This window comes from Pseudovibrio sp. Ad13 (assembly GCF_001623225.1).
Lineage (GTDB): Bacteria > Pseudomonadota > Alphaproteobacteria > Rhizobiales > Stappiaceae > Pseudovibrio.
In genome coordinates this window covers 325,317-345,268 of the sequence record NZ_LMCC01000034.1, presented here as the reverse complement: position 1 = coordinate 345,268, position 19,952 = coordinate 325,317, and the positions used below count along the sequence as shown (strand labels likewise).

Annotated in this window: 15 protein-coding genes; 7 read left to right on the top strand and 8 right to left on the bottom strand. The window is 51.8% G+C overall.

Annotated elements, in window-relative coordinates; genetic code table 11:
• Window positions 1–59: 59 nt before the first annotated feature.
• The 6 genes from PsAD13_RS26835 to PsAD13_RS26810 all read right to left on the bottom strand — a co-directional run bounded on the left by PsAD13_RS26835 (window position 60) and on the right by PsAD13_RS26810 (window position 8,670).
• Window positions 60–1,289, bottom strand: a complete 1,230-nt coding sequence (locus PsAD13_RS26835) for an HAD family hydrolase (protein WP_063320089.1) — start codon at window positions 1,287–1,289, stop codon at window positions 60–62.
• A gap of 43 nt (window positions 1,290–1,332) precedes the next feature.
• Window positions 1,333–2,394, bottom strand: coding sequence for a LacI family DNA-binding transcriptional regulator (locus PsAD13_RS26830; RefSeq protein WP_063320040.1), 1,062 nt, complete (start codon window positions 2,392–2,394; stop codon window positions 1,333–1,335).
• A 5-nt stretch (window positions 2,395–2,399) separates the two neighbouring features.
• A complete protein-coding gene (locus PsAD13_RS26825; protein ID WP_063303030.1) occupies window positions 2,400–4,502 on the bottom strand; it encodes an ABC transporter ATP-binding protein in 2,103 nt (700 codons plus the stop codon).
• Window positions 4,503–4,513: 11 nt separating this feature from the next.
• The gene (locus PsAD13_RS26820) at window positions 4,514–5,638 is read right to left on the bottom strand and encodes an ABC transporter permease (RefSeq protein WP_063303029.1); all 1,125 of its coding nucleotides are present in this window, start codon (window positions 5,636–5,638) and stop codon (window positions 4,514–4,516) included.
• On the bottom strand, window positions 5,638–6,642 hold the full coding sequence (locus tag PsAD13_RS26815; RefSeq protein ID WP_063293506.1) for an ABC transporter permease: 1,005 nt from the start codon (window positions 6,640–6,642) through the stop codon (window positions 5,638–5,640). The genes PsAD13_RS26820 and PsAD13_RS26815 overlap by 1 nt, the downstream gene beginning before the upstream one ends.
• 72 nt (window positions 6,643–6,714) lie before the next feature.
• A complete protein-coding gene (locus PsAD13_RS26810; RefSeq protein ID WP_063320039.1) occupies window positions 6,715–8,670 on the bottom strand; it encodes an ABC transporter substrate-binding protein in 1,956 nt (651 codons plus the stop codon).
• 393 nt (window positions 8,671–9,063) lie between these two features.
• Here PsAD13_RS26810 and PsAD13_RS26805 point away from each other — a divergent pair, with 393 nt between their 5' ends.
• From PsAD13_RS26805 to PsAD13_RS26785, 5 genes are all read left to right on the top strand, one after another.
• Window positions 9,064–10,092, top strand: a complete 1,029-nt coding sequence (locus PsAD13_RS26805; RefSeq protein ID WP_057461051.1) for a LacI family DNA-binding transcriptional regulator — start codon at window positions 9,064–9,066, stop codon at window positions 10,090–10,092.
• A gap of 11 nt (window positions 10,093–10,103) precedes the next feature.
• Window positions 10,104–12,611, top strand: a complete 2,508-nt coding sequence (locus PsAD13_RS26800) for a glycoside hydrolase family 95 protein (protein ID WP_084404844.1) — start codon at window positions 10,104–10,106, stop codon at window positions 12,609–12,611.
• Between the two features lie 326 nt (window positions 12,612–12,937).
• On the top strand, window positions 12,938–13,720 hold the full coding sequence (locus PsAD13_RS26795) for a ThuA domain-containing protein (RefSeq protein WP_057461049.1): 783 nt from the start codon (window positions 12,938–12,940) through the stop codon (window positions 13,718–13,720).
• Complete coding sequence (locus PsAD13_RS26790; RefSeq protein WP_063320038.1) at window positions 13,720–14,790, top strand: Gfo/Idh/MocA family oxidoreductase; 1,071 nt, start codon at window positions 13,720–13,722, stop codon at window positions 14,788–14,790. Before PsAD13_RS26795 ends, PsAD13_RS26790 begins: the two co-directional genes overlap by 1 nt.
• A gap of 435 nt (window positions 14,791–15,225) precedes the next feature.
• Window positions 15,226–16,914: an EAL domain-containing protein gene (locus PsAD13_RS26785; RefSeq protein WP_063320037.1), complete on the top strand. Its 1,689-nt coding sequence runs from the start codon at window positions 15,226–15,228 to the stop codon at window positions 16,912–16,914.
• Here the strand turns inward: PsAD13_RS26785 and PsAD13_RS26780 are convergent.
• Both PsAD13_RS26780 and PsAD13_RS26775 read right to left on the bottom strand, forming a co-directional pair.
• Window positions 16,911–17,645: an MBL fold metallo-hydrolase gene (locus PsAD13_RS26780; RefSeq protein WP_063320036.1), complete on the bottom strand. Its 735-nt coding sequence runs from the start codon at window positions 17,643–17,645 to the stop codon at window positions 16,911–16,913. The genes PsAD13_RS26785 and PsAD13_RS26780 overlap by 4 nt on opposite strands.
• An 82-nt stretch (window positions 17,646–17,727) precedes the next feature.
• Window positions 17,728–18,618, bottom strand: coding sequence for a DMT family transporter (locus tag PsAD13_RS26775; RefSeq protein WP_063320035.1), 891 nt, complete (start codon window positions 18,616–18,618; stop codon window positions 17,728–17,730).
• 416 nt (window positions 18,619–19,034) lie between these two features.
• Here PsAD13_RS26775 and PsAD13_RS26770 point away from each other — a divergent pair, with 416 nt between their 5' ends.
• Together PsAD13_RS26770 and PsAD13_RS26765 are read left to right on the top strand one after the other, a co-directional pair.
• Window positions 19,035–19,385 (top strand): metalloregulator ArsR/SmtB family transcription factor, encoded by a 351-nt coding sequence (locus PsAD13_RS26770; RefSeq protein ID WP_063320034.1) that lies wholly within the window; start codon window positions 19,035–19,037, stop codon window positions 19,383–19,385.
• Entirely contained in the window at window positions 19,369–19,830 is a 462-nt protein-coding gene (locus tag PsAD13_RS26765) for an SRPBCC domain-containing protein (protein ID WP_208986963.1), read from the top strand. The genes PsAD13_RS26770 and PsAD13_RS26765 overlap by 17 nt, the downstream gene beginning before the upstream one ends.
• The last annotated feature ends 122 nt before the right edge of the window (window positions 19,831–19,952 follow it).

Below are 19,952 nucleotides of genomic sequence, written 5' to 3'. Positions count from 1 at the left end.
GCAGGAGAGCAATCCCACGGCTTAATCTTTTTCAAATTTTCATCTGCTATCTCAATAGCTTATGCCTTAGCGTCGATCTCTTCGAGTACATCCAGAAGCTGGTGCGGAAGGCCAATTGTGTAATCCGGCTCTTCATCCGCATTTGCTGGCTCTGTCGGATAGCGCGGTGTCCAGTTGATCCAGACAGATGTCATCCCCAGGCGGTTGGCGCCGGCCACATCACGCTCAAGGTTATTCCCCACCATGACACAGCCTGCGTGGTCTGCTTCTTCCAGCCCCAAAAGCTTGACCGCTTCAAGGAACATCCGCGGATCCGGCTTGTGGCAACCAACGGCTTCTGAGATCGACCGCGCATCGAATTTATGCCAGAAATCCATAGCCTTATGGACATTCTCAAAGCTCTCCACCAGACCGTCCGCAACCAGCGCAACCATGTAGCCGCGTTCCTTGAGCCAGTCCACCAGCTTATCCCCACCCGGGATCGGCTCCGCAGAGAGCACTAATTCCCCCTCAACGAAAATCTGGGAGCCCTCATCGATCAAAGTATCCCCGCTGTCGAGGAACACAGCCTTCACGCCTTTCGCCTCTTTTCGCAGCTGAGCCAGAACAGAGCGAACCCGAGACGGAACAGAAGCCTTCAACTCTTCCCAAGGCATCATCTCAACAGAGCGCAGATCGAAGATCTGGTCGAAATGATAAGACGGTTTGAACGCCTTAGATTCCATATACTTACGAGCGACATGATGATCATAAGGCTTCAGGTCAGCCAGCCCTGTAGCAAACATGTCCTGCACAAGAATGGTGCCTGATCCCGCCCGCTCACCACAGCAGATGCAAGTCACCGCAAAGTTCGCCCGTAACGCTTCAGAACTCGCTGCAAAAGCGTGTTTTCCCGGTTCAGAATAAAGAGTTACTCGCCCTTCTTGCAGCGGCACCTGATGGTCCCAGGTGCTCAATTCTCCCGCACAGCCATGCGCACTGCCTTCAACACGCATCACCTCACCAGCTTCACTAAGGTAAACCCAAATGTGCTCCAGCTCATACAGGTGTTGGATATCCCAGTCCCACCAGATGGCATACTCGATTGCAAGCGCAGCGCCGTTTAGCTTTATTTTATGAGCACTTGAGACGGATATGCCGTCCTGATCATAGAGCGTATACCCCAGTGCTGACGGGAGGAAAGGTTCTTTGTCGTCAAACCGAATAACAGGCGCATGCTGCTTCACCAGCTCTGCAATATCTGCCGATGTTGCCTCAGAAAAAGACAGAGGGGCTGCGGAAATATTCAATTGAAACTCCTTGTTCTTCTTGTCCTGCAAGAAAGTTGGCGCCTTACGCAGCACCTTTAGAAAGAGGAAGAGATCCCTTACGGGGATGGGAAACGGAACGCCGCTGTTTCAGCTCAACCGGCTTGGTCTCATGCAGACGCTTGCTGGAAGGATTGCGTATCTTTTCAATGATATAGCGGGCAGCAGACGCTCCCATCTCTGCAATTGGTTGCTGGATAGTGGAAAGCTGCGGTGAGGTGATACTGCTAATCGGGATGCCATCGTACCCGAGAATGGAAATGTCCTCTGGCACACGTAAACCACGGTCAAAGCACGCATGCATCGCACCAATGGCCGCTGTATCCGTAATCGCAAAAAGCGCCGTGATTTCAGGGTTCTGATCCAGCAATTCATTGGCGGTTGCATACCCCAGATCATAACGCTTACGCTCATTAGGCTCTGGCAGGTGGACAGACTTCTCAATCTGATATTCGCGGGCAACTTCCAGTATGCCGCGCATACGTAAGTTACCAACGCTCTCACGACGTGGATCATGATCGGCTTTGGTCGCGAGCACGCCGATATGTTTATGCCCCAGAGCAACGAGATAGCGCATACCAATCCGGCCCCCCTCAGTGTTGTCGCAAACCACAAAGGATTCAGAGCGACGCCCCGGAAGAATATCCACGTAGACCGTCGGAATATCATTGGCTTGCAAGCGCTTAACGTTCTTCAGTGTCTCAGCTGCCGAGTTGGACGGACGAACGATTGCACCAGCCACCTGCATCTCGATCATGGTCTGGGTGTACTTGCGCTCCCGCTCCGCTTCTCCCCGTGTGCAGCAGGAGAGGACCTTGAAGCCTTCGTCATGCAGCGTCTTCTCAATGGAGGCATAAAGCATGGTTGCGAACGGGGATTTCTGGTTCTCCAGGAACAACGCGACCAGATTGGAATCTTGCCGGCGCAAAGAGGTTGCCAGACGGTTGGGGCGATACCCCAACTCATCAATGACAGCCTGAATCTTTGCACGGGTTTCATCCTTTACCCGCTCATCCTTGTTCAACACACGAGAGACGGTTGCCGTTGAAACACCTGCTTTTTCTGCTACATCCCGGATACTTGCCATCAGTGCTACCCCGCCATCGCTTCAAGCTGGTCTACTGGTGTATTTTGCACCACATCGGGATGATGGCAAGCAAGCAGATGGTCCGTACTGACCTCACCAAGCGAAGGATCAGAACTCTCGCAAATACTTGTGGCATAACGACATCTCGGCGCGAATGGGCATCCCTTTGGCAAGTTGGCCGGGTCCGGTACATTGCCTTCCAGACGGATGCGCGTGTCATCCGCGTGGGCATTCGGCACCGGTTCCAGAATCGCACTCATCAACGCTTCGGTATAAGGATGCCTTGACGTGTTGAAGATCGTCTCCGTATCTGCCAGCTCCACAATCCGCCCTGCATACATCACAGCAACACGGTCACTGATATGGGCGACCACGCTGAGATCATGGCTGATGAACAGGTAGGTGAGGTTCAGCTCTTCCTGAAGGTCTTTCAGCAGGTTGAGGATCTGCGCCTGTACGGAAACATCCAGAGCAGAAACCGCTTCATCCGCAATAATCACCTTCGGATAAGGAGCCAAAGCACGTGCAATTCCAATACGTTGACGCTGACCACCACTGAAAGCATGCGGGTAGCGTTTGAGGAACTCTTTTGAGAAGCCAATTTTATCCAGCACCTCAAGAACACGCCCTTCAATGTCCTTTGAGCTCTTCAGCTCCTGCCCAACTCGCAGCACTTCGGCGATGATATCATAAACCGCCATGCGAGGGTTGAGTGAGGAGTTCGGGTCCTGAAACACCATCCGAATATCCGCCCAGTATGGACGCAACTGACTGTCCGTTTTGCCAGTCAGCTCAACGTCTTCCTCGTTTGGACGGAACAACACCTTGCCCGTGGTCGCCTTGTGCAGGCCGATAATCGTCTGACCCAATGTGGACTTGCCGCAGCCAGATTCCCCAACAAGACCAAGGGTTTCACCACGCCAGATGTTGAGCGAAACATCATTCAGCGAGCGCACTGTTCCCGTTTGACGGTTGAAGAAGCCTGAGCGGATCGGGAAGTGTTTGCTCACGTTCTGTAGCTCAAGGATTGGCGCAGCTGTGCGGTCTACCGGGTTTGGGACATGCAGGCAGTCATCAACTTGGGAGGTCGACGCATGTAGTGGGACAAGTTCTGCCTGTGCCCCAAACCCGTGACAGCGGACGCTTTGCACCCCACTGATCGCGGTAAGCTCTGGTAGTTTTTCGTTACAAAGACCGGTGACAAAGTGGTCACAACGCTCTTGAAATGGACAGCCCCTGGGCCGGTTCTGAAGGCTTGGTACAACGCCCGGAATGGCATTGAGGCGTGCACGGCGTTTTCCATCTGTGTGAGGCAGAGAGGCCAAAAGACCCTTTGTATAAGGGTGTTGCGGGTTAGTGAGGATCTGCTCAACAGGCCCCTGCTCCACCACATTGCCCAGATACATGATCACCACCTCATCGGCGATATCTGCCACCACCCCCAGATCATGAGTGATGAACAGCATGGACATATTGCGGGTCTTCTGCAGATCACGCATCAGGTCCAGAATAATAGCCTGCGTGGTCACATCCAGCGCGGTGGTTGGCTCATCGGCAATGAGAAGGCGTGGGTTACAGATCAGGGCCATTGCAATCATGGCACGTTGGCGCATACCACCAGACAGTTCAAAGGTGTAGCTGTCGAACCGGTCAGCAGCAGAGGGAATGCCCACCAGCCGCAACATCTCAATCGCCTGAAACTTGGCTTCTTCCTTGCTCAGGTTCGTATGCCAGCGCAGCACTTCTACAATCTGATTACCAATGGTGTAGAGCGGAGACAGCGAGGTCATCGGCTCCTGATAAATCATGGAGATCTCATTGCCTTGAATGGCGCGAATATGCTTGGCTTTTGCAGGACCTTGGGCAAGATCAAGCAGATTACCACTCGCACGCTGGTATTCTATGCTGCCGCTTTCAATGGCAGCGTGGTTGTCCAGAATACGCAGTAGCGCCTTTGCGGTGACAGACTTTCCGCAGCCGGACTCCCCCACCAGACACACCGTTTTTCCCTCGGGAATGGAAAAACTGATGTTGTCCAGCGCGGTTACTTTCCCATCATCTCCTGAGAAGGAAACACTGAGATCCGTGACGTTAATCATGGGTTTCATGGTTTCAATCCTCACTTGGAATACGGGTCGGCAGCATCACGCAAGCCGTCACCAAAGAAGTTGAGTGCAAGCACAGCGATCACGACCATCACGCCCGGCCAGAACAGCCATGGAGCATTGGCGATAGAGCGGATGTTCTGCGCTTCCTGCAGCAGGACACCCCAGCTGACCACGGGCTGGCGCAGGCCAATCCCCAGGAAGGACAAAGACGTTTCAGCAACAATCATGCCCGGAATGGCAAGCGTCACCACCGCAATGATATGACTGATGAAACTTGGTACCATATGGCCTACCAGAACACGTGGAACAGAACATCCGTCCAAACGAGCGGCTTTTACGAAGTCCTCCGATTTAAGAGAGATAAACTTGCCGCGCACCACACGGGCCAACCCTGTCCAACCGATGATCGACAGGATTACCGTGATCAGCAAGTAGGTCTGCAAAGGCGGAGTATCTGGCGGAATTGCAGCGGCGAGGCCGATCCAGAGCGGGATACTTGGTAAAGATTGGAGGAACTCAACAACACGCTGCGTGACCGTATCCACCCAGCCCCCGAAGTAGCCGGAAAGACCGCCGATCAGCACACCCAGCACGAGGCTCAAGGCTACGCCTACAAGACCGATCGTCATGGATACGCGCGTGCCGTGGATGGTGCGGCTCAACACATCGCGGCCAAGACGGTCCGCTCCCAGCAAAAACATGCGATCACGTTTTTTGACCGGCCCAAACAGGCGGCGCTCAGCAGGAATCAAACCAAACAGATTGTAAGGCTTACCTTTGACGAAAAAGCCCAGCTTCACAACACGGCGCGGGTCTTCAACAAAGGTACGGCGCCCTGAGTTGTAGTCAATCTTGGAGCGGTATCCCAACACATGCGGCTGAAACACTGTACCGTCCTTTGTTTCCAGCAACCAATGAATGCTCTGCGGCGGTGCATAGGTGTTGCGCACGCTGAAATCATTGGGGTCATGAGGCGCAAGAAACTCCACGAACACAGCGATCAAATAGATCAGGAGTGTGATGATGCCACCCAACATGCCGAGTTTATGTTTGCGGAAACGGCGCCACATCAGGCGCCATTGGCCCTCATAAGCGCGTGAACTTGTTGGTGCACCAGCGAAATCAGTAGCGCTCATTACAGCCCCCCATTGTTGAACTGACGACGGATACGCGGATCAAGCCAGGCAAGTAGTATGTCGGAGAACAACGTTCCAATCACAGTCAGAAAACTGAGGAACATGATAAGGGCAGCAGCCAGGTACATATCCTCCTGACGCAACGCATCAAACAGCAACGGACCTGTGGTTTGCAAACCAAGCACAATGGAAACAATGGTGGAACCAGACACGATCTGCACAAATAGTTCGTTGAGACTGGATACGAACGGGTTTAACGCATGACGAACCGGATACTTGGTGAGTACCCAGTGCTCCGGCATGCCTTTGGCGCGGGCGGTGACCACATAAGGGCGGTGCAACTCGTCCAGCAAGTTTGCCCTGATGGTGCGGATCACGCTTGCAGTTCCAGCAGTCCCTAAAACGATCATGGGAATCCAGATATGGGCCATCAAGTCACCAACACGGGCGAAGGACCACGGCGCATTGACGTAATCCGGTGAGAACAGCCCACCGACATTTTGGCCAAAATAGCGAAACGAAACATACATCAGCACAAGCGCCAGCAGAAAATTTGGCACAGCAAGGCCGATAAAACCGAGGAAGGTGGCGACATAGTCACCAAGGGAATATTTGCGAACAGCGGAGAAAATGCCAACGGGAATGGCGACAGTCCAGATGAAGACCATGGAGCAAATCGAAAGCAGCGTCGTCATGCCCAGACGGTCCCAGATCAGCTCTTCAACCGGCAGTTCATAACTGAAAGAGCGCCCGAGGTCTCCATGCACTACCATTTTCCAGACCCAGTCAAAGTACTGGGCCAGAACGGATTTATCCAATCCGTATATCTTCCGCAGACCTTCGGCTTCAGCAGCGGTGATGTAATCTCCATCCAACGATGCTTCCAAAACCAGTCGGTCAATATAGTCTCCAGGTGGCAGCGTGATCACCAAAAACGCGACGAGTGAAATCGCGAGCAAGGTTGGGATCATCAGCAGGACCCGTTTGACAACAAACATTCCCATTTAAAGCAGATATCCTAGTTGCAAGGCTCTGCCCCTCCACACAGGGAGAGGCAGATTGGTTCGGGCGATCGATTACTTCTTGGAAGGATCGATGTAGAAGCTGGAGAAGTTCACGGGTGCTGGACCCGGATACAGCCAGCCTTCCAACAGCGTGTCAGGCACATTGCGCAGCTTGTTGCTGATGGAGCGGAAACCGCCGCCCGGCAACGCAATACCCATGGACAGGAAGTTGTCTGCAGAAAGCTGCATAAACTCTTCCATCAGCGCTGTTTGCTCATCACCCACCTTGGTTGGTACCAGGTCAGTAATTTCGTACATGCGCTTCACGCCGGCTGGCGGTTCGGTTGGTACAACGCCTTCACGAACGGTTGCATTGGCATCCTTTTTCAGGTCATGCCATGCATCCCAGCCTTCCCAGTTGCCGTGCTCTTTGAAGTTGGTCAGGCGCTCAAGGTTCACCAGCGGGAACTGGCCGCAGCCATTCTCACCCACCCAGATGGTGATCTCTTTGTCTGCACGACCCAATGTTGCCATGTGGATCTCATCACTGGCCACGCTCACCACAACCTCAAGACCCAGCTCTTGCCAATCTTTCGCGATGATCTGCATCATATCCACCCAGTCCGGGCGGAAGCCTTCGTTCACATGAATAATGAACTTGAATGGCTTGCCATCAGGACCAACACGTTTACCGTCCGGGCCCATTGGCAGGATCTTATCGAGATGCTCTGCTGCCAGATCAGGATCGAACTCAGTGTACTGACGCGCCAGCTGATCGTTGTAATACGGCGATTCAGGACGCGGGCTGACCTGATATGGCTCCCCTTGCCCCAGATACACGGCATCAATGATCAGGTCCCGGTCCATTGCAAGAGAGAGACCGATACGGAAGTCTTTGCTTTGGAACACCTGCGCCTTGACCGGATCAGGATGGTTCATGGCGAACATGAACTGCGCATTGTTGTAGTTACAGCTGTTTGCCGTCACGAGACGGTAGTCACCCCGCTCTTTATTATCGAAGAAGACAGAGCGGTTTGGCGGCGTTGAGATGTTGCGCGGAGAGATGTCGATCTCACCCTGAACAGTCTTCAGCAGCGCAACTTCCGGATCTTTCGCCAGTACCCATGTGCGTTTGTCGATGTAAGGCAGCTGGTTACAGGAGCTATCGACTTTCCAGTAATACGGGTTGCGCTCAAAGGTGAAACGCTCTTTGCCAAGAACCGCTTCAGTCGGACGCCATGCCAGCATGGTTGGGCGGTTGGGATCGTTGTGCTCAGCATTTTTACCGTAGGTTCCAATGCGGCCAAGCCACCATTTTCCGAAGTCAGCTTCACCTGCATCTGCCACCATCTTGGCAACGCCGTCCGGGTTCAGGTCTTTCATGAAGTCTTTGACGTAATGCTCAGCAAACTGGACGACACGCTGACCGTAGGGTGAAGCCATGTCCAGCATAAAGACACCGTTTGGCTGGCTCCAAGAGAAGCGCACTGTCGTGTCGTCCAGCGCTTCGACTTTCGCTTCTTCACCATTGACGATGAACATCTTGCGAGGACCCTTGGGGTTGATCTCGCGGTTGGTTTCAATGTGATCCCACCAGAACTGGATGTCCTTTGCAGAAAACGGCTTGCCATCAGACCATTTCAGGCCTTCGCGCAGTTTGAAGGTGTAGGTGGTCGCATCCGCCGAGATGTCCCAGCTCTCAGCGATGTTAGGCAGAACCTCGGAACCATCCGGACTCCAGCGCACTAGCGGGTCATATCCATAACGACGATAGTCACCGATACGGGACCCGGCATATACATCGGTCATCTCACCGCCATAGGTGCCGATACCCTCAATCCCTTCAACAACGAGTGGATTAACCGGCAGGCGATCCGCGACGGCTGGCAGGCCGGACATCTGATCCAGAAGTGGTGCTTGATGATACACTGAACATTGATTGGCAGAAGCTGCTGCTGTGGCTGCCACAAAGGCCAGCGCGCTGACTGCTCCGCCAAAAACCATCTGCCGACTACGTTTCAAACTCATTGCAAAATTCCTCCGCAAGCTTTGTGTAAAGACTACCAGCAATCGGAATCACTGTAATCCTTTTCACTTTTTTGCTTCTACACATGACACTCATATGACGAATCGGCGTCTTATATTGAAGCTTGCCAGCAGGTCTCCTCCCATACCGACACCCCTAGGTGATCTATATTATTCGCAGAATTGCAACAGTTGTGAGTTTCAATTTCACTTGTTACGCCCCGAAAATTAGTATAAACCCATAAATCACAGCCATGAAACATCAAAGTGTAACGTTTACATGTTTTTGGTCGTATTTTTACATGGCTGTTTTATGAAACTCTGATTCATAGAGACCCGCTCCCACGCTCTTATGAGTGTTACATAATAATATATTTTCACGAGGACTTTTTTGGCATGACAGATATTCGTCGTGTAGCTGAGGTAGCAGGCGTATCCACGGCCACGGTGTCGCGGGTCATCAACAACACTGGCCCAGTGAATGCCAAAACCCGCGAAAAAGTTCAGCAAGCCATTCTTGAGTTGGATTATCGGCCCAACAAGATGGCAAGCAGTTTGCGGCAAAAAGAGACCCGCATCGTCGGTATTTTACAGACCGACCACAGCACACATTTCAGCTCAATATTCGCAGATGCTACGGAAGATACGCTCTTCAATCATGGCTTTACTACGATTATGAGCAACACCTATGGTGAGCGGGCAATGGAAAAGGAGCAGATTGAATTTCTGCTTGACATGCGCGTTGGCGGTATTCTGCTGCGACCATTTAAAGATACCTCGCACATCCCTTCTCTTATCCATCGTCTTGAACAGGCGAATGTGGCCTGCGTGCTGGTGGAAAGCTATCCTGTCGATCCGCTGCAGTTTCATGCCAATCTCAACAATGTGCAAGGCGGACACATCGCTATCCAGCACTTGCTCAAACTGGGCCACCGGTCCATAGGCATGTTGCTGCCGTTTGAGCCATGGCACACAGAAGGCCCCCATGATTTACGCCTGGCAGCTGTTCAGCGCGCAATAGCTCAGTTCCCAGCGCCCGTTGAGCTTCACATCAGACGAGACAATGCGAAAGATCAGGTCGCCTTTGGATTTGAAGCAACGCGTGCACTGCTAAAGACTTCGCCTGACATCACTGCAATTTTCGGGACAACTGACCTACTCGCAGCCGGAGCTCTTCATGCAGCTCAGGAGATGAACCTATCTATCCCCTCGGATCTTTCGATCATTGGCTATGACGACAGTTATGTCGCCTCATCCATGCACCCCCGCCTGACGACGGTTTCCCAACCCATCGATGCACTCGGAGAAGCGACGGGGAAACTGCTCCTTTCCATCATTGAAGACCCCACAATCCCACCCCGCTCCGTTTCCATTTCCAACATTTTGAAGGTTCGCGACAGCACCGGGCCTGCCCGTACTTCCTAGGACATTTCATCGTGATTACAGATTTTTTTCCAAACGCTGATCCCGCTCATACGCTCTGGTACGATACACCTGCTGCTCACTGGAATGAGGCCTTGCCACTCGGAAATGGCCGCCTTGGCGCGATGGTCTATGGCAGCCCACTAAACGCCCGTATTCACCTCAACGAAGATACGCTCTATTCGGGTGAACCAACTCGTATTTATCCGGTGCCGGAAATAGCAAATCAAATTGCGCATGCAGAAAAGCTTTTGAGAGACAGAAAGCTCTTTGAAGCACAAGAGTTTGTGCGCAAAAACTGGACGGGACGGCAAGGGCAAGCCTACCAACCAGTCGGCAATCTGTTCATCACAATGGCAGACCAAGGCGAAACATCAAACTACCGCCGCGCACTGGATATTCGTCATTCTTTGCATCATGAGAGCTATGAGCAAGGCGGCGTGAAGTACGAGCGCACCACCTTTGCCAGCTATCCGGATAATGTCATTGTCGTTCGCCTGACAACAGATAAGCCGGGCACACTCTCCCTCAGTCTGCGTTATGACAGCCCGCACCCGACATGCCGTACAACGCAGGAAGCTGACAACACGCGCTTGCATCTTCGCGGCCAAGCTCCGGCCTTTACCAGCAGCCGTGTGATTGAGCGCATCGAGAATGATCAGGAACAGGCCCGGAATCCCGAGATTTTTGGTACAGACGGCAAACTCCGCCCCTTTGCTGAGAATGAGCAGGACGGACATCGCGGAGGTATTGTTTACAGCGAAGATGGCCTGGGGGAAGGCACGTATTTTGAGGCCGGCCTTTCTGTTGAGTTGGAAAGCGGGAGTATTCGGCCAGAACGCGGTGAACTGCATGTGGAAGGCGCAACAACCGTTACCCTTCGCATTGCGATGGCAACCAGCTTCAACGGACCGGACAAAAGCCCTAGCCGTGAAGGGAAAGATCCGGCTCTTATCGTAAGAGAGGCACTGGAAGCTGCAGGCTCTATTCCTTATGAGGGCATGCTGCAAAAACACATGGATGATGTGTTGAAGCTGTTTGACCGTGTATCGCTCAAACTGGGCAATGATCCCATTCCCGACCTGCCAACCAGCACGCGGTTGGAGCAGTTTCAGGACAAAGGCGATCCAGCCCTTGCCGTGTTGCAGTTCCAGTATGGCCGCTATTTATTGATTGCGTCTTCTCGTTCAGGCAGTCAGCCACCAAACCTGCAAGGCAACTGGAACAACCTGCGCCGGCCGCAGTGGTCCTCCAATTATACGATGAACATCAATCTGGAGATGAACTACTGGCCCGCCGAGATCACAGGTCTTTCCGAATTACATGAGCCGATCTTCATGCTAATTGAAGAACTGGCAGTCTCAGGTGCACGCACGGCCAGGAAAATGTTCAATGCTCCTGGATGGTGTGCATTCCACAACACCACCATCTGGCGTGACAGTGTGCCCTCTCCGTGTGACCCAGCCTCAGCATTCTGGCCCATGGCGGCGGGCTGGTTACTCTCTCATATGTGGGAGCACTTTCTTTACACTGGCGACAAAGAATTCCTCAAGAACCGCGCTTACCCTTTGATGAAATCTGCAGCGGCATTCTACGAATGGTGGCTCTGTGAGAACAAGGAGGGTTATCTGGTGCCGAAGGTCAGCACCAGTCCGGAAAACCGGTATCTGGACGAGGATGGGCACGTCATTACAGTCGATCAGGGCAGCACCATGGACTGCGCCATTATTCGGGAGACCTTCACCAACACCGCCGCTGCGGCCCGACTACTGGGACTTGATGACGTTCTTGCAGAGACATTAGAGACAAAGGCTGCACGGTTGTTGCCTTACCAGATCGGAGCACAAGGTCAGGTGCAGGAATGGTCTCAGGACTTTAAAGAGTTCATGCCAACGCATCGCCACTTGTCTCACCTCTATGGCTTGTTCCCTTGTGATCAGATCGGCAAAGACACACCAGAATTGCTAAAAGCTTCCGTGCGCTCTCTTGAGATCCGCGGAGATCTGGCAACCGGGTGGAGCATGGGGTGGAAGATTTGCCTCTGGGCCCGTGTTGGTGACGGTGATCATGCTTACAAGATCATCCATAACATGTTCAACCGCGTGGAGAATGAAGCGCCGAAGAGTGAAGACGGTGGCCTTTATGGCAACCTCATGATCGCGCATCCGCCATTTCAGATCGACGGCAACTTTGGTTACACACGCGGCGTTTCCGAGATGCTGATGAACACGACCCACAACGGCATTCAGCTCTTGCCTGCTTTGCCAAGCGCGTGGCCGAAAGGAGAAGTTCGCGGTCTGCGTGCCCGTGGCGGTTTTGAGGTCGATCTTATCTGGGAAGATAACAAACCCACTCAGGCCGAAATCACCAGCCATCATGGAGGTGATCTGACTGTGCTTTGTAAGACGCCATTTGGGGGATCAACCTTTGATCAGACCCTACAACTTTATGTAGCGACACATAAAACTGTCGCGGGAGAAACGTTAGCACTGGCCTTTAACGAAGCCCTGCTGGTCTCCTAGTCCGTAAAACCTGCTAGAAAATAAAGTGACTAATTGTAGAATTCGACTGAGAACTTCGCGTTACTTAGACGGATTCTACAGTTCTCAGTAAATCGGTTGCACTGCAACAAATGTTTCGGTGAATTTCTTGATATTTCATTGGCATTTCATACCAAGGTTGAAGCAGAGTTGAAGTCAACCGCGTTCTGCGGTCCCAAGACGCGATAGCATCGCACCTACAAAAATGAACAAGTCCACAGTCTTTCTCGCAATGGGGAAGGCCCTTTCCATATCTCCGTTTTGTCTGGCCATCAGGCAAGACACTCCACATCTATCGGAATACGCCAATGATTAAGACCATTGTCTGGGGCGAAAACGTCCACGAGCAAAAGAACAAAGTTGTTGCCGACATCTATCCTGATGGGATGCACAATCACATTGCTGCTGCTTTGAACAATGATCCAGAAATTTCTGCAACCTCCGCAACTTTGCAAGATCCAGAGCACGGCCTGACCGAAGAACGTCTTGCAGACACAGATGTTCTGATCTGGTGGGGCCACGCAGCACACGGAGACGTTTCTGACGAAATCGTTGAACGTGTATGTGAACGTGTCTGGTCTGGCATGGGCATGATCTTCCTCCACTCTGCGCACTTTGCAAAACCTTTCAAGCGTTTGATGGGCGCACCTTGTAACCTGACATGGCGCGAAGCTGGCGAGCGTGAGCGGCTTTGGGTTACATCCCGCAACCACCCAATCACTGCTGGCATTCCAGATAGCTTTGAGCTGGAAAACGAAGAAATGTATGGCGAGCCATTTGGTGTGCCAGAACCGCTAGAAACCGTCTTCATCAGCTGGTTCCAGGGCGGTGAAGTCTTCCGTTCCGGCCTGACTTACAAGCGCGGTGCAGGCAATATTTTCTATTTCCGCCCAGGCCATGAGACCTATCCAACATACCACAACGAGACCGTACAGCGCGTCATCGCCAACGGCGTGAAGTGGGCCTACAACCCGCAACCGCGCATTGCTGATCCGAATGCGGCTCCAAATGTGCCAGTAGATGAAGCACCAGAGAAAATTGAAGAACGCGGACCACGTCTGCACGAAGCAGGCGAGGAAGGGTATCGTTGATGCGTCTCGTTATTGTAGGAACCGGCGGCATGGCAAACAGCCATGCCAACAAGTTCGGTGAAATCGACGGTGTTGAAATCGTTGGCGGCGTTGACCGTAATGAAGAACGCCTGACGGCCTTCTGCGATGAACACAACATCGCCAAACGCTTCATCTCACTGGAAGACGCTCTTGCATGGGGCGAATTTGATGCGGTGGCAAATGTCACGCCTGATGCTGTCCACCACCCAACCACAATGCCGCTTCTGGCAGGTGGCAAACACGTCTTCTGCGAAAAGCCACTGGCAAGCAATTTTGCCGATGCTGACGAAATGGCGACTTCAGCCGAAAAAGCCGGTCTGATCAACATGGTCAACCTGTCTTATCGTGACGTGTCAGCCCTTCAAAAAGCTCATGAGCTTATTGCAGCGGGTGAAATTGGTGAAGTTCGCCATTTCGAGGCCTCTTATCTGCAAAGCTGGCTGACCCAACCTGCATGGGGTCATTGGGACAAAGAAGAGAAATGGCTCTGGCGCCTTTCTGAGGCGCACGGGTCACTGGGCGTTTTGGGGGACGTCGGCATTCACATTCTCGACTTTGCCGGGTTTGCGATCGGCGCGCCGTACCAGTCTATCTCCTGCCACCTGAAGACCTTTGACAAAGCACCGGGCAATCAGATTGGAGAGTACAAACTGGATGCCAATGACAGCTTCACCATGATGGCAGAAACCACATCTGGCGCTGTTGGTGTTGTTCATGCCAGCCGTTTTGCTTCCGGGCATATGAACGACCTGCACCTTCAGGTTCATGGTACCAAGGGCGGCATAAAAGTCACCAACACGGGTGGTCTGGGTGAGTTGTTCGTCTGTTCAGGCCCAAACCTTGAGAAGGCGGAATGGGAGCAGATTGAGCTTGCTCCAACACCAAACAACTACCGTAAATTTGCAGAGGCCGTGCAATCTGGTGTGAATGGCCACCCAACCTTCCGCCATGCGGCGAATCTTCAGCAAGTCCTTGACCTTGCCGTTGAAAGCAGCACGGCCGGCGGGCGCCGGGATATCCCGATAACCGCACAGCTGCAGAACGCATAATCAACAAAAAGGAGAGTAATTGCTCTCCTTTTTTAATCTGCAATCTACCCTTGTATACTCCGTGAAAACTATGGACAATAATTAGAACTAAAGCTCTAGTTATAAATGTAGTGGTAAATATTCTTTTCCAAACACCCAAAGAAACATCGGCACGATGTTGAATGCAAATTCTATTTCAACTCAAATGCCCTATAAGACTTAATGTTGCGCAAAAATGCGCCAAGCAGTACTAATACATCAACAAAATTTATAATATAAATACACACCAATACTTACGCATACTTCGGTGTTTAGATTTCATTATTCCTAAACGAAACATTAAAGACAATTATAACTAAATCTTTCCCTTAATTATCTGCAGTGAAGCATTGCGATTATCTTTGAGTTTAATTATTCAGTGCATGCAATTTTATTTCGAGTCGAGCCGAGGATCTTGTGCCAGTACCTCCTGAGCTTCTTTCAGTTGCAGTAGAGCAATGTTCTGAAACCATCATGGTTGCAGATCATGAAGGTACAATTGTCTATGTGAATTCGCAGTTTGAGAAAGCGACCGGATACTCCGCAGAATACGCTGTTGGTCGAAATCTGGACTTCCTGCGCTCCGGTAAGACACCACGCGAAACCTTTGATGATCTCTGGACAACCTTGAACCATGGCAAGCCATGGGAAGGTGAATTCATCAACCGGCGCAAAGATGGCTCCGAGTACGTCGAGCACTCCAAGATCTCTCCGGTTGAATGGCAAGGTGGTAGCGCGAACAAGAAGTACTATCTGGCGATCAAGAAAGACATCACGGCTAAAAAAGAGAGCGAAGAGGAGCTTTCCAAACTCGCTTACACGGATGCTCTGACTGGCTTGCCAAACCGCGTGCACTTTCTGCAAGAGTTGGAAAGCGCTGTTGCGACGACTAAAGATGGTTCAAACCAGTGCGCTGTCATTTATATGGATCTGGATCGCTTTAAAGAGATCAATGATACATTGGGGCATGACGCTGGCGATCAGTTCCTGGTGCAGGCCGCTAAGCGCTTTGAGAGCGTCTTGACCGAGAATGCCCTGCTCTCTCGCCTTGGTGGTGACGAGTTTGTCATTTTGCTGCGAGATACTTCCAACGCCGAAGCCGAAATGACGGTTCACCGTCTGGAGACAGCAATGGTCGCCCCGATTGATCTGGGCGAGCAATCTCCAATTCTTTCTGCAAGCATCGGCGTTGCTGTGAGCCAGCTGGCAAGTGCGTCCAGCAGCACCATGCTCAAGCAAGCCGACATTGCCATGTACCATTCCAAGTACAACAATCTCGGCTTCAGCTTCTACACCTGTCAGATGGAAGAGGCCGTCGTTCGCAAAGTTCTGATTTCCGAAAAGCTCACAACTGCGATCGAGGAAGGCAACTTGCGCCTCAAGTATCAGCCAATTGTAGAGCTGAAGAACGACAAGCTTTATGGCGTTGAAGCGTTGATGCGTTGGGAAGACCCGGACCTTGGTGCGATCTCCCCCTCCGAGTTCATTCCGATTGCCGAATGTCAGAATATGATCGACGACATTTCAGACTGGCTCTTCCGCGAGACAGCCTGCCAATATCGTCAATGGGTTGCTGAAGGGTTCGAGTTCGCAGGCCGCATCGCAATCAACCTTTCGGAACGAGAGCTGGCAAAGCCAAATCGTGTGGTCGAGATTCTCGCTCTGCTGCAGAGCCTGGAAGTTCCACCCGAAATCTACGAGATTGAATTGAGTGAGTCTGCATTCATCAACGAAACAGGCCATACTCAAACCAATCTGGATGCCCTTGCCAATGCTGGCATGATCATCGCCATTGATGACTTTGGCACCGGCCATTCTGCGCTTTGGCAACTACGCACCCAAAAGCTGGACAAGCTTAAGATTGATCATAGCTTTGTGCAGAGGATGGAAACAGATCAGGCCACACGCGATATTGTTGAAGCAATCACCGCGATGGCCAGTCTGCTCGACCTGAAGGTTATTGCAGAAGGCGTTGAAAACCTGACGCAAGTTGACCTGCTCAAAGATATCAAATGTTGCTATGCGCAAGGATATCATTTCGCCAAGCCTCTAACGGCAAAAATCTTTGCCACTGACTGGCTTGGAAAGGCTCAGGCAGTCGCCTAAGCCTTCAGTTCCGCGAGTTCAAACTCACGACCATCTTCACCCAGAGAAAACTCCGCATAATCCTTGATGGCTTCAGCCACGGCAGGTCTGGACGCATCATCAATGTGGTACAGCACCCAGCGACTGCCTGCTTTTCGCGGCAAGTCTTTTACATCTGCCCAGGAGCCATGCCCGTTTGCGGCAGTCATGTACTCGCACTCTATGAAGGCAAGGTCCGCCTGCGCAGTAAGCTGCTCCCCTTCTGGAGACAAAAGGCCATCGCCTGAATAAAACAGGGTTACAGTTTCGCTTTTGAGCTGCAGGCTGCGGTTTGGAACTGAATGATTACTGGCGGTGGTCGCCGCATTCCAAGGCCCAACGACTGCCAAGCCCTCAGAATCTTGCCAGTGGAGGTCAAACCCCAGGTCTTTTTCCGGCCAGTACGCAAACTCCATAAGCCGATACAAAGCCTGATGCTGAGAAGCCTGACGAAAGATAGTCAACGGCTTCGAGCGCTTGAACGATTTCATGTAATTGAGCAGCGTTGTTAAACCAAGACAATGATCCGGATGGCAATGCGAGATGTAGATGCAGCTGATATCTTCAGCTGTCATGCCATTTGCAAACAACGCCTGAGGCACGGTTGGGCCGCAATCAATAAGAAGCTTGAACTCACCTTCTGAGATCAACAAAGATGAGTTCGTTTTTTGCGAATCATACGCGTCGCCACAACCAAGCATTTTCACATGCATACTGTTCCCCCTCGCAGTGATCCCCCAGTTTTAAAGCAGAGAGTTTTAACAATCAAAGCATTATGCCGAACTGGTGGCTGATCTACGCCGCTCCCCCCAAGACTTTTTCCCGATGCCACATATAAATGGCGGACCCAAAGATGATGGCAGCGCCAACAAGAGTCAGTCCGTCAGGAAACTCACCAAAGAACATCAACCCGATCAGCATCGCCCAAATAAGGCTGCTGTAGCTGAAGGGTGCGATGGTTGAAGCCTCACCAAAAGAAAATGCTTTCACAATGGCGTAGTGCCCAAAACCAGACACTGCGCCGATCAATGTCAGCAGAGCCCAACCCTCCAAATCAGGCGCCTGCCAGAAAATCGGCGTAAACAGAGAGGTAACGACAGCTCCCAGCAGAGCTGTATGAAACAGCACTGTCGACGGACTATCAAACTTGCTGGCGTACCGCGCCACGATATGACCTGCGGAATACACCACAATGGTCGCCACAGCGATCAACGCGCCAAGATCAAGTACACCTGCACCTGGTTTTACAATCAACAGCGCTCCAATGAACGCCACGAGAATTGAAGCCCAACGCCGCAAACCTACCTTTTCGCCAAGAATTGGAACAGACATGGCCGTCACCATCATAGGAGAAAGCAAGGCTATGGCGTGAAGCGTTGCGACGGGGATTAGCTGCGCAGCAGCGACCGAGCCAATTGTCATAACCAAAACAAGAATTGCACGCAGATACACGACTGACCCGTTGTTGGGTGTGATCATGGTTTTCACGCGGGGCGCCAAGAAGATCAGCATGAGCAGCAGATGGAAAAACATCCGGCCCCAGACCACCTGCAGCACCGGATAGGACAAAGACAGATACTTGCCGACACTATCGACAATGACGAACATAAACATGGCTGCCACCATCCAGAGGATACCAAATTTAACGTTCCCCTGAGCTGGGGCATGCGAAACCATCTCACTCATAACTGGCCTGCGAATTCCGGGATTGTGCCGTTGTTCCCGCAGAAATTCGCCAGCGAGCGACACATCATTAGATTTTGAGGGAAGGTGCTGAAACTTATGTCCAGACACCAAAGAATAGATTGCCACCTATCGCAGTTTTTCTTGGTTTTCTATGACTTTCTGCCGCTGAATGTTGAATAAATTGCAGCGTTTGGCAGATCTATTTTTTGGGTGCCAATTGTTATTGTTTATTACCAAAATGACGCGCAGATATATTTGTAAATTACTCAGCCTGTGAGCAACTTTCTTCGTCTCTCTTTCCAAAAGCACTTATCTCTCCCAACCAAAAGCAAATCCGACAATACGTGAATCAGCCGTGCGGGTTGACGAAGCTCGAATTTTCATTTAACAATTACGTTAATTAAAGAGATGGTGAAATGAATACACAAACCAACTTGCGGGAAGTTTTTGGAGCTTTGGCCGACCCGACGAGGTTTGCCATTGTCGAACGACTTCTCAATGAAGGAGACTTGCCAGTCGGACAACTGGCCGAACCCTTCAAGATGTCTGCTCCAGCCATATCCCGACATCTTAAACTGCTTGAAAGCGCTGGCCTCATCGAACGACGCGTCGAAAAGCAATGGAGGGTGTGCGCATTGAAGAAAGAACGTTTTGCAGACCTGCATCAATGGATCGAGCGTTACCAAGCCTTCTGGAACACCAGTTTCGACCGATTGGAAGCGTTACTCGATAAACAGCAAGGGGAAGACAATGACGGCAGCCAATAGCATGACACAGGAAGAAACCACACTGCGCATCACACGGGACTTCAAAGCTTCTCCCGAAAAAGTCTTTGATGCCTGGACAAATCCAGAGATGCTCGTGCAGTGGTGGGGCCCTGAAGGTATGACCACACCAGAATGCGAAATGGATGTACGCACAGGTGGCAAATGGAAAACCACCATGACGTCCACCAAGGAAGGTGGAGCTTATACGGTTTCGGGCATCTACAAAGTTCTGGATCGTCCTAACCGCCTTTGCTTCACATGGGGCTGGATAAATGATGGCGTTCGCGGCCACGAGACAGACGTTGAGGTCACCTTCGAGCCGATCAAGGATGGCACCCGGATGATCATGTTACAAAAAGTATTCGCCGATCCAGAGCAGACCAAAAACCACAACCACGGTTGGAGCAGCAGCTTCAACGACCTGCAACGCTTCGTCGAAAGCTAAGACGCTCTCCTCGCCTCAAATGCGCCCATTCACGTTCCGATATCGTGGGAGGGTGCAGCTAGCTAACTTTCACAATTCATCCCACTAAAACTAAATTACAGCTTAGACAAGGTAGCTTTCAT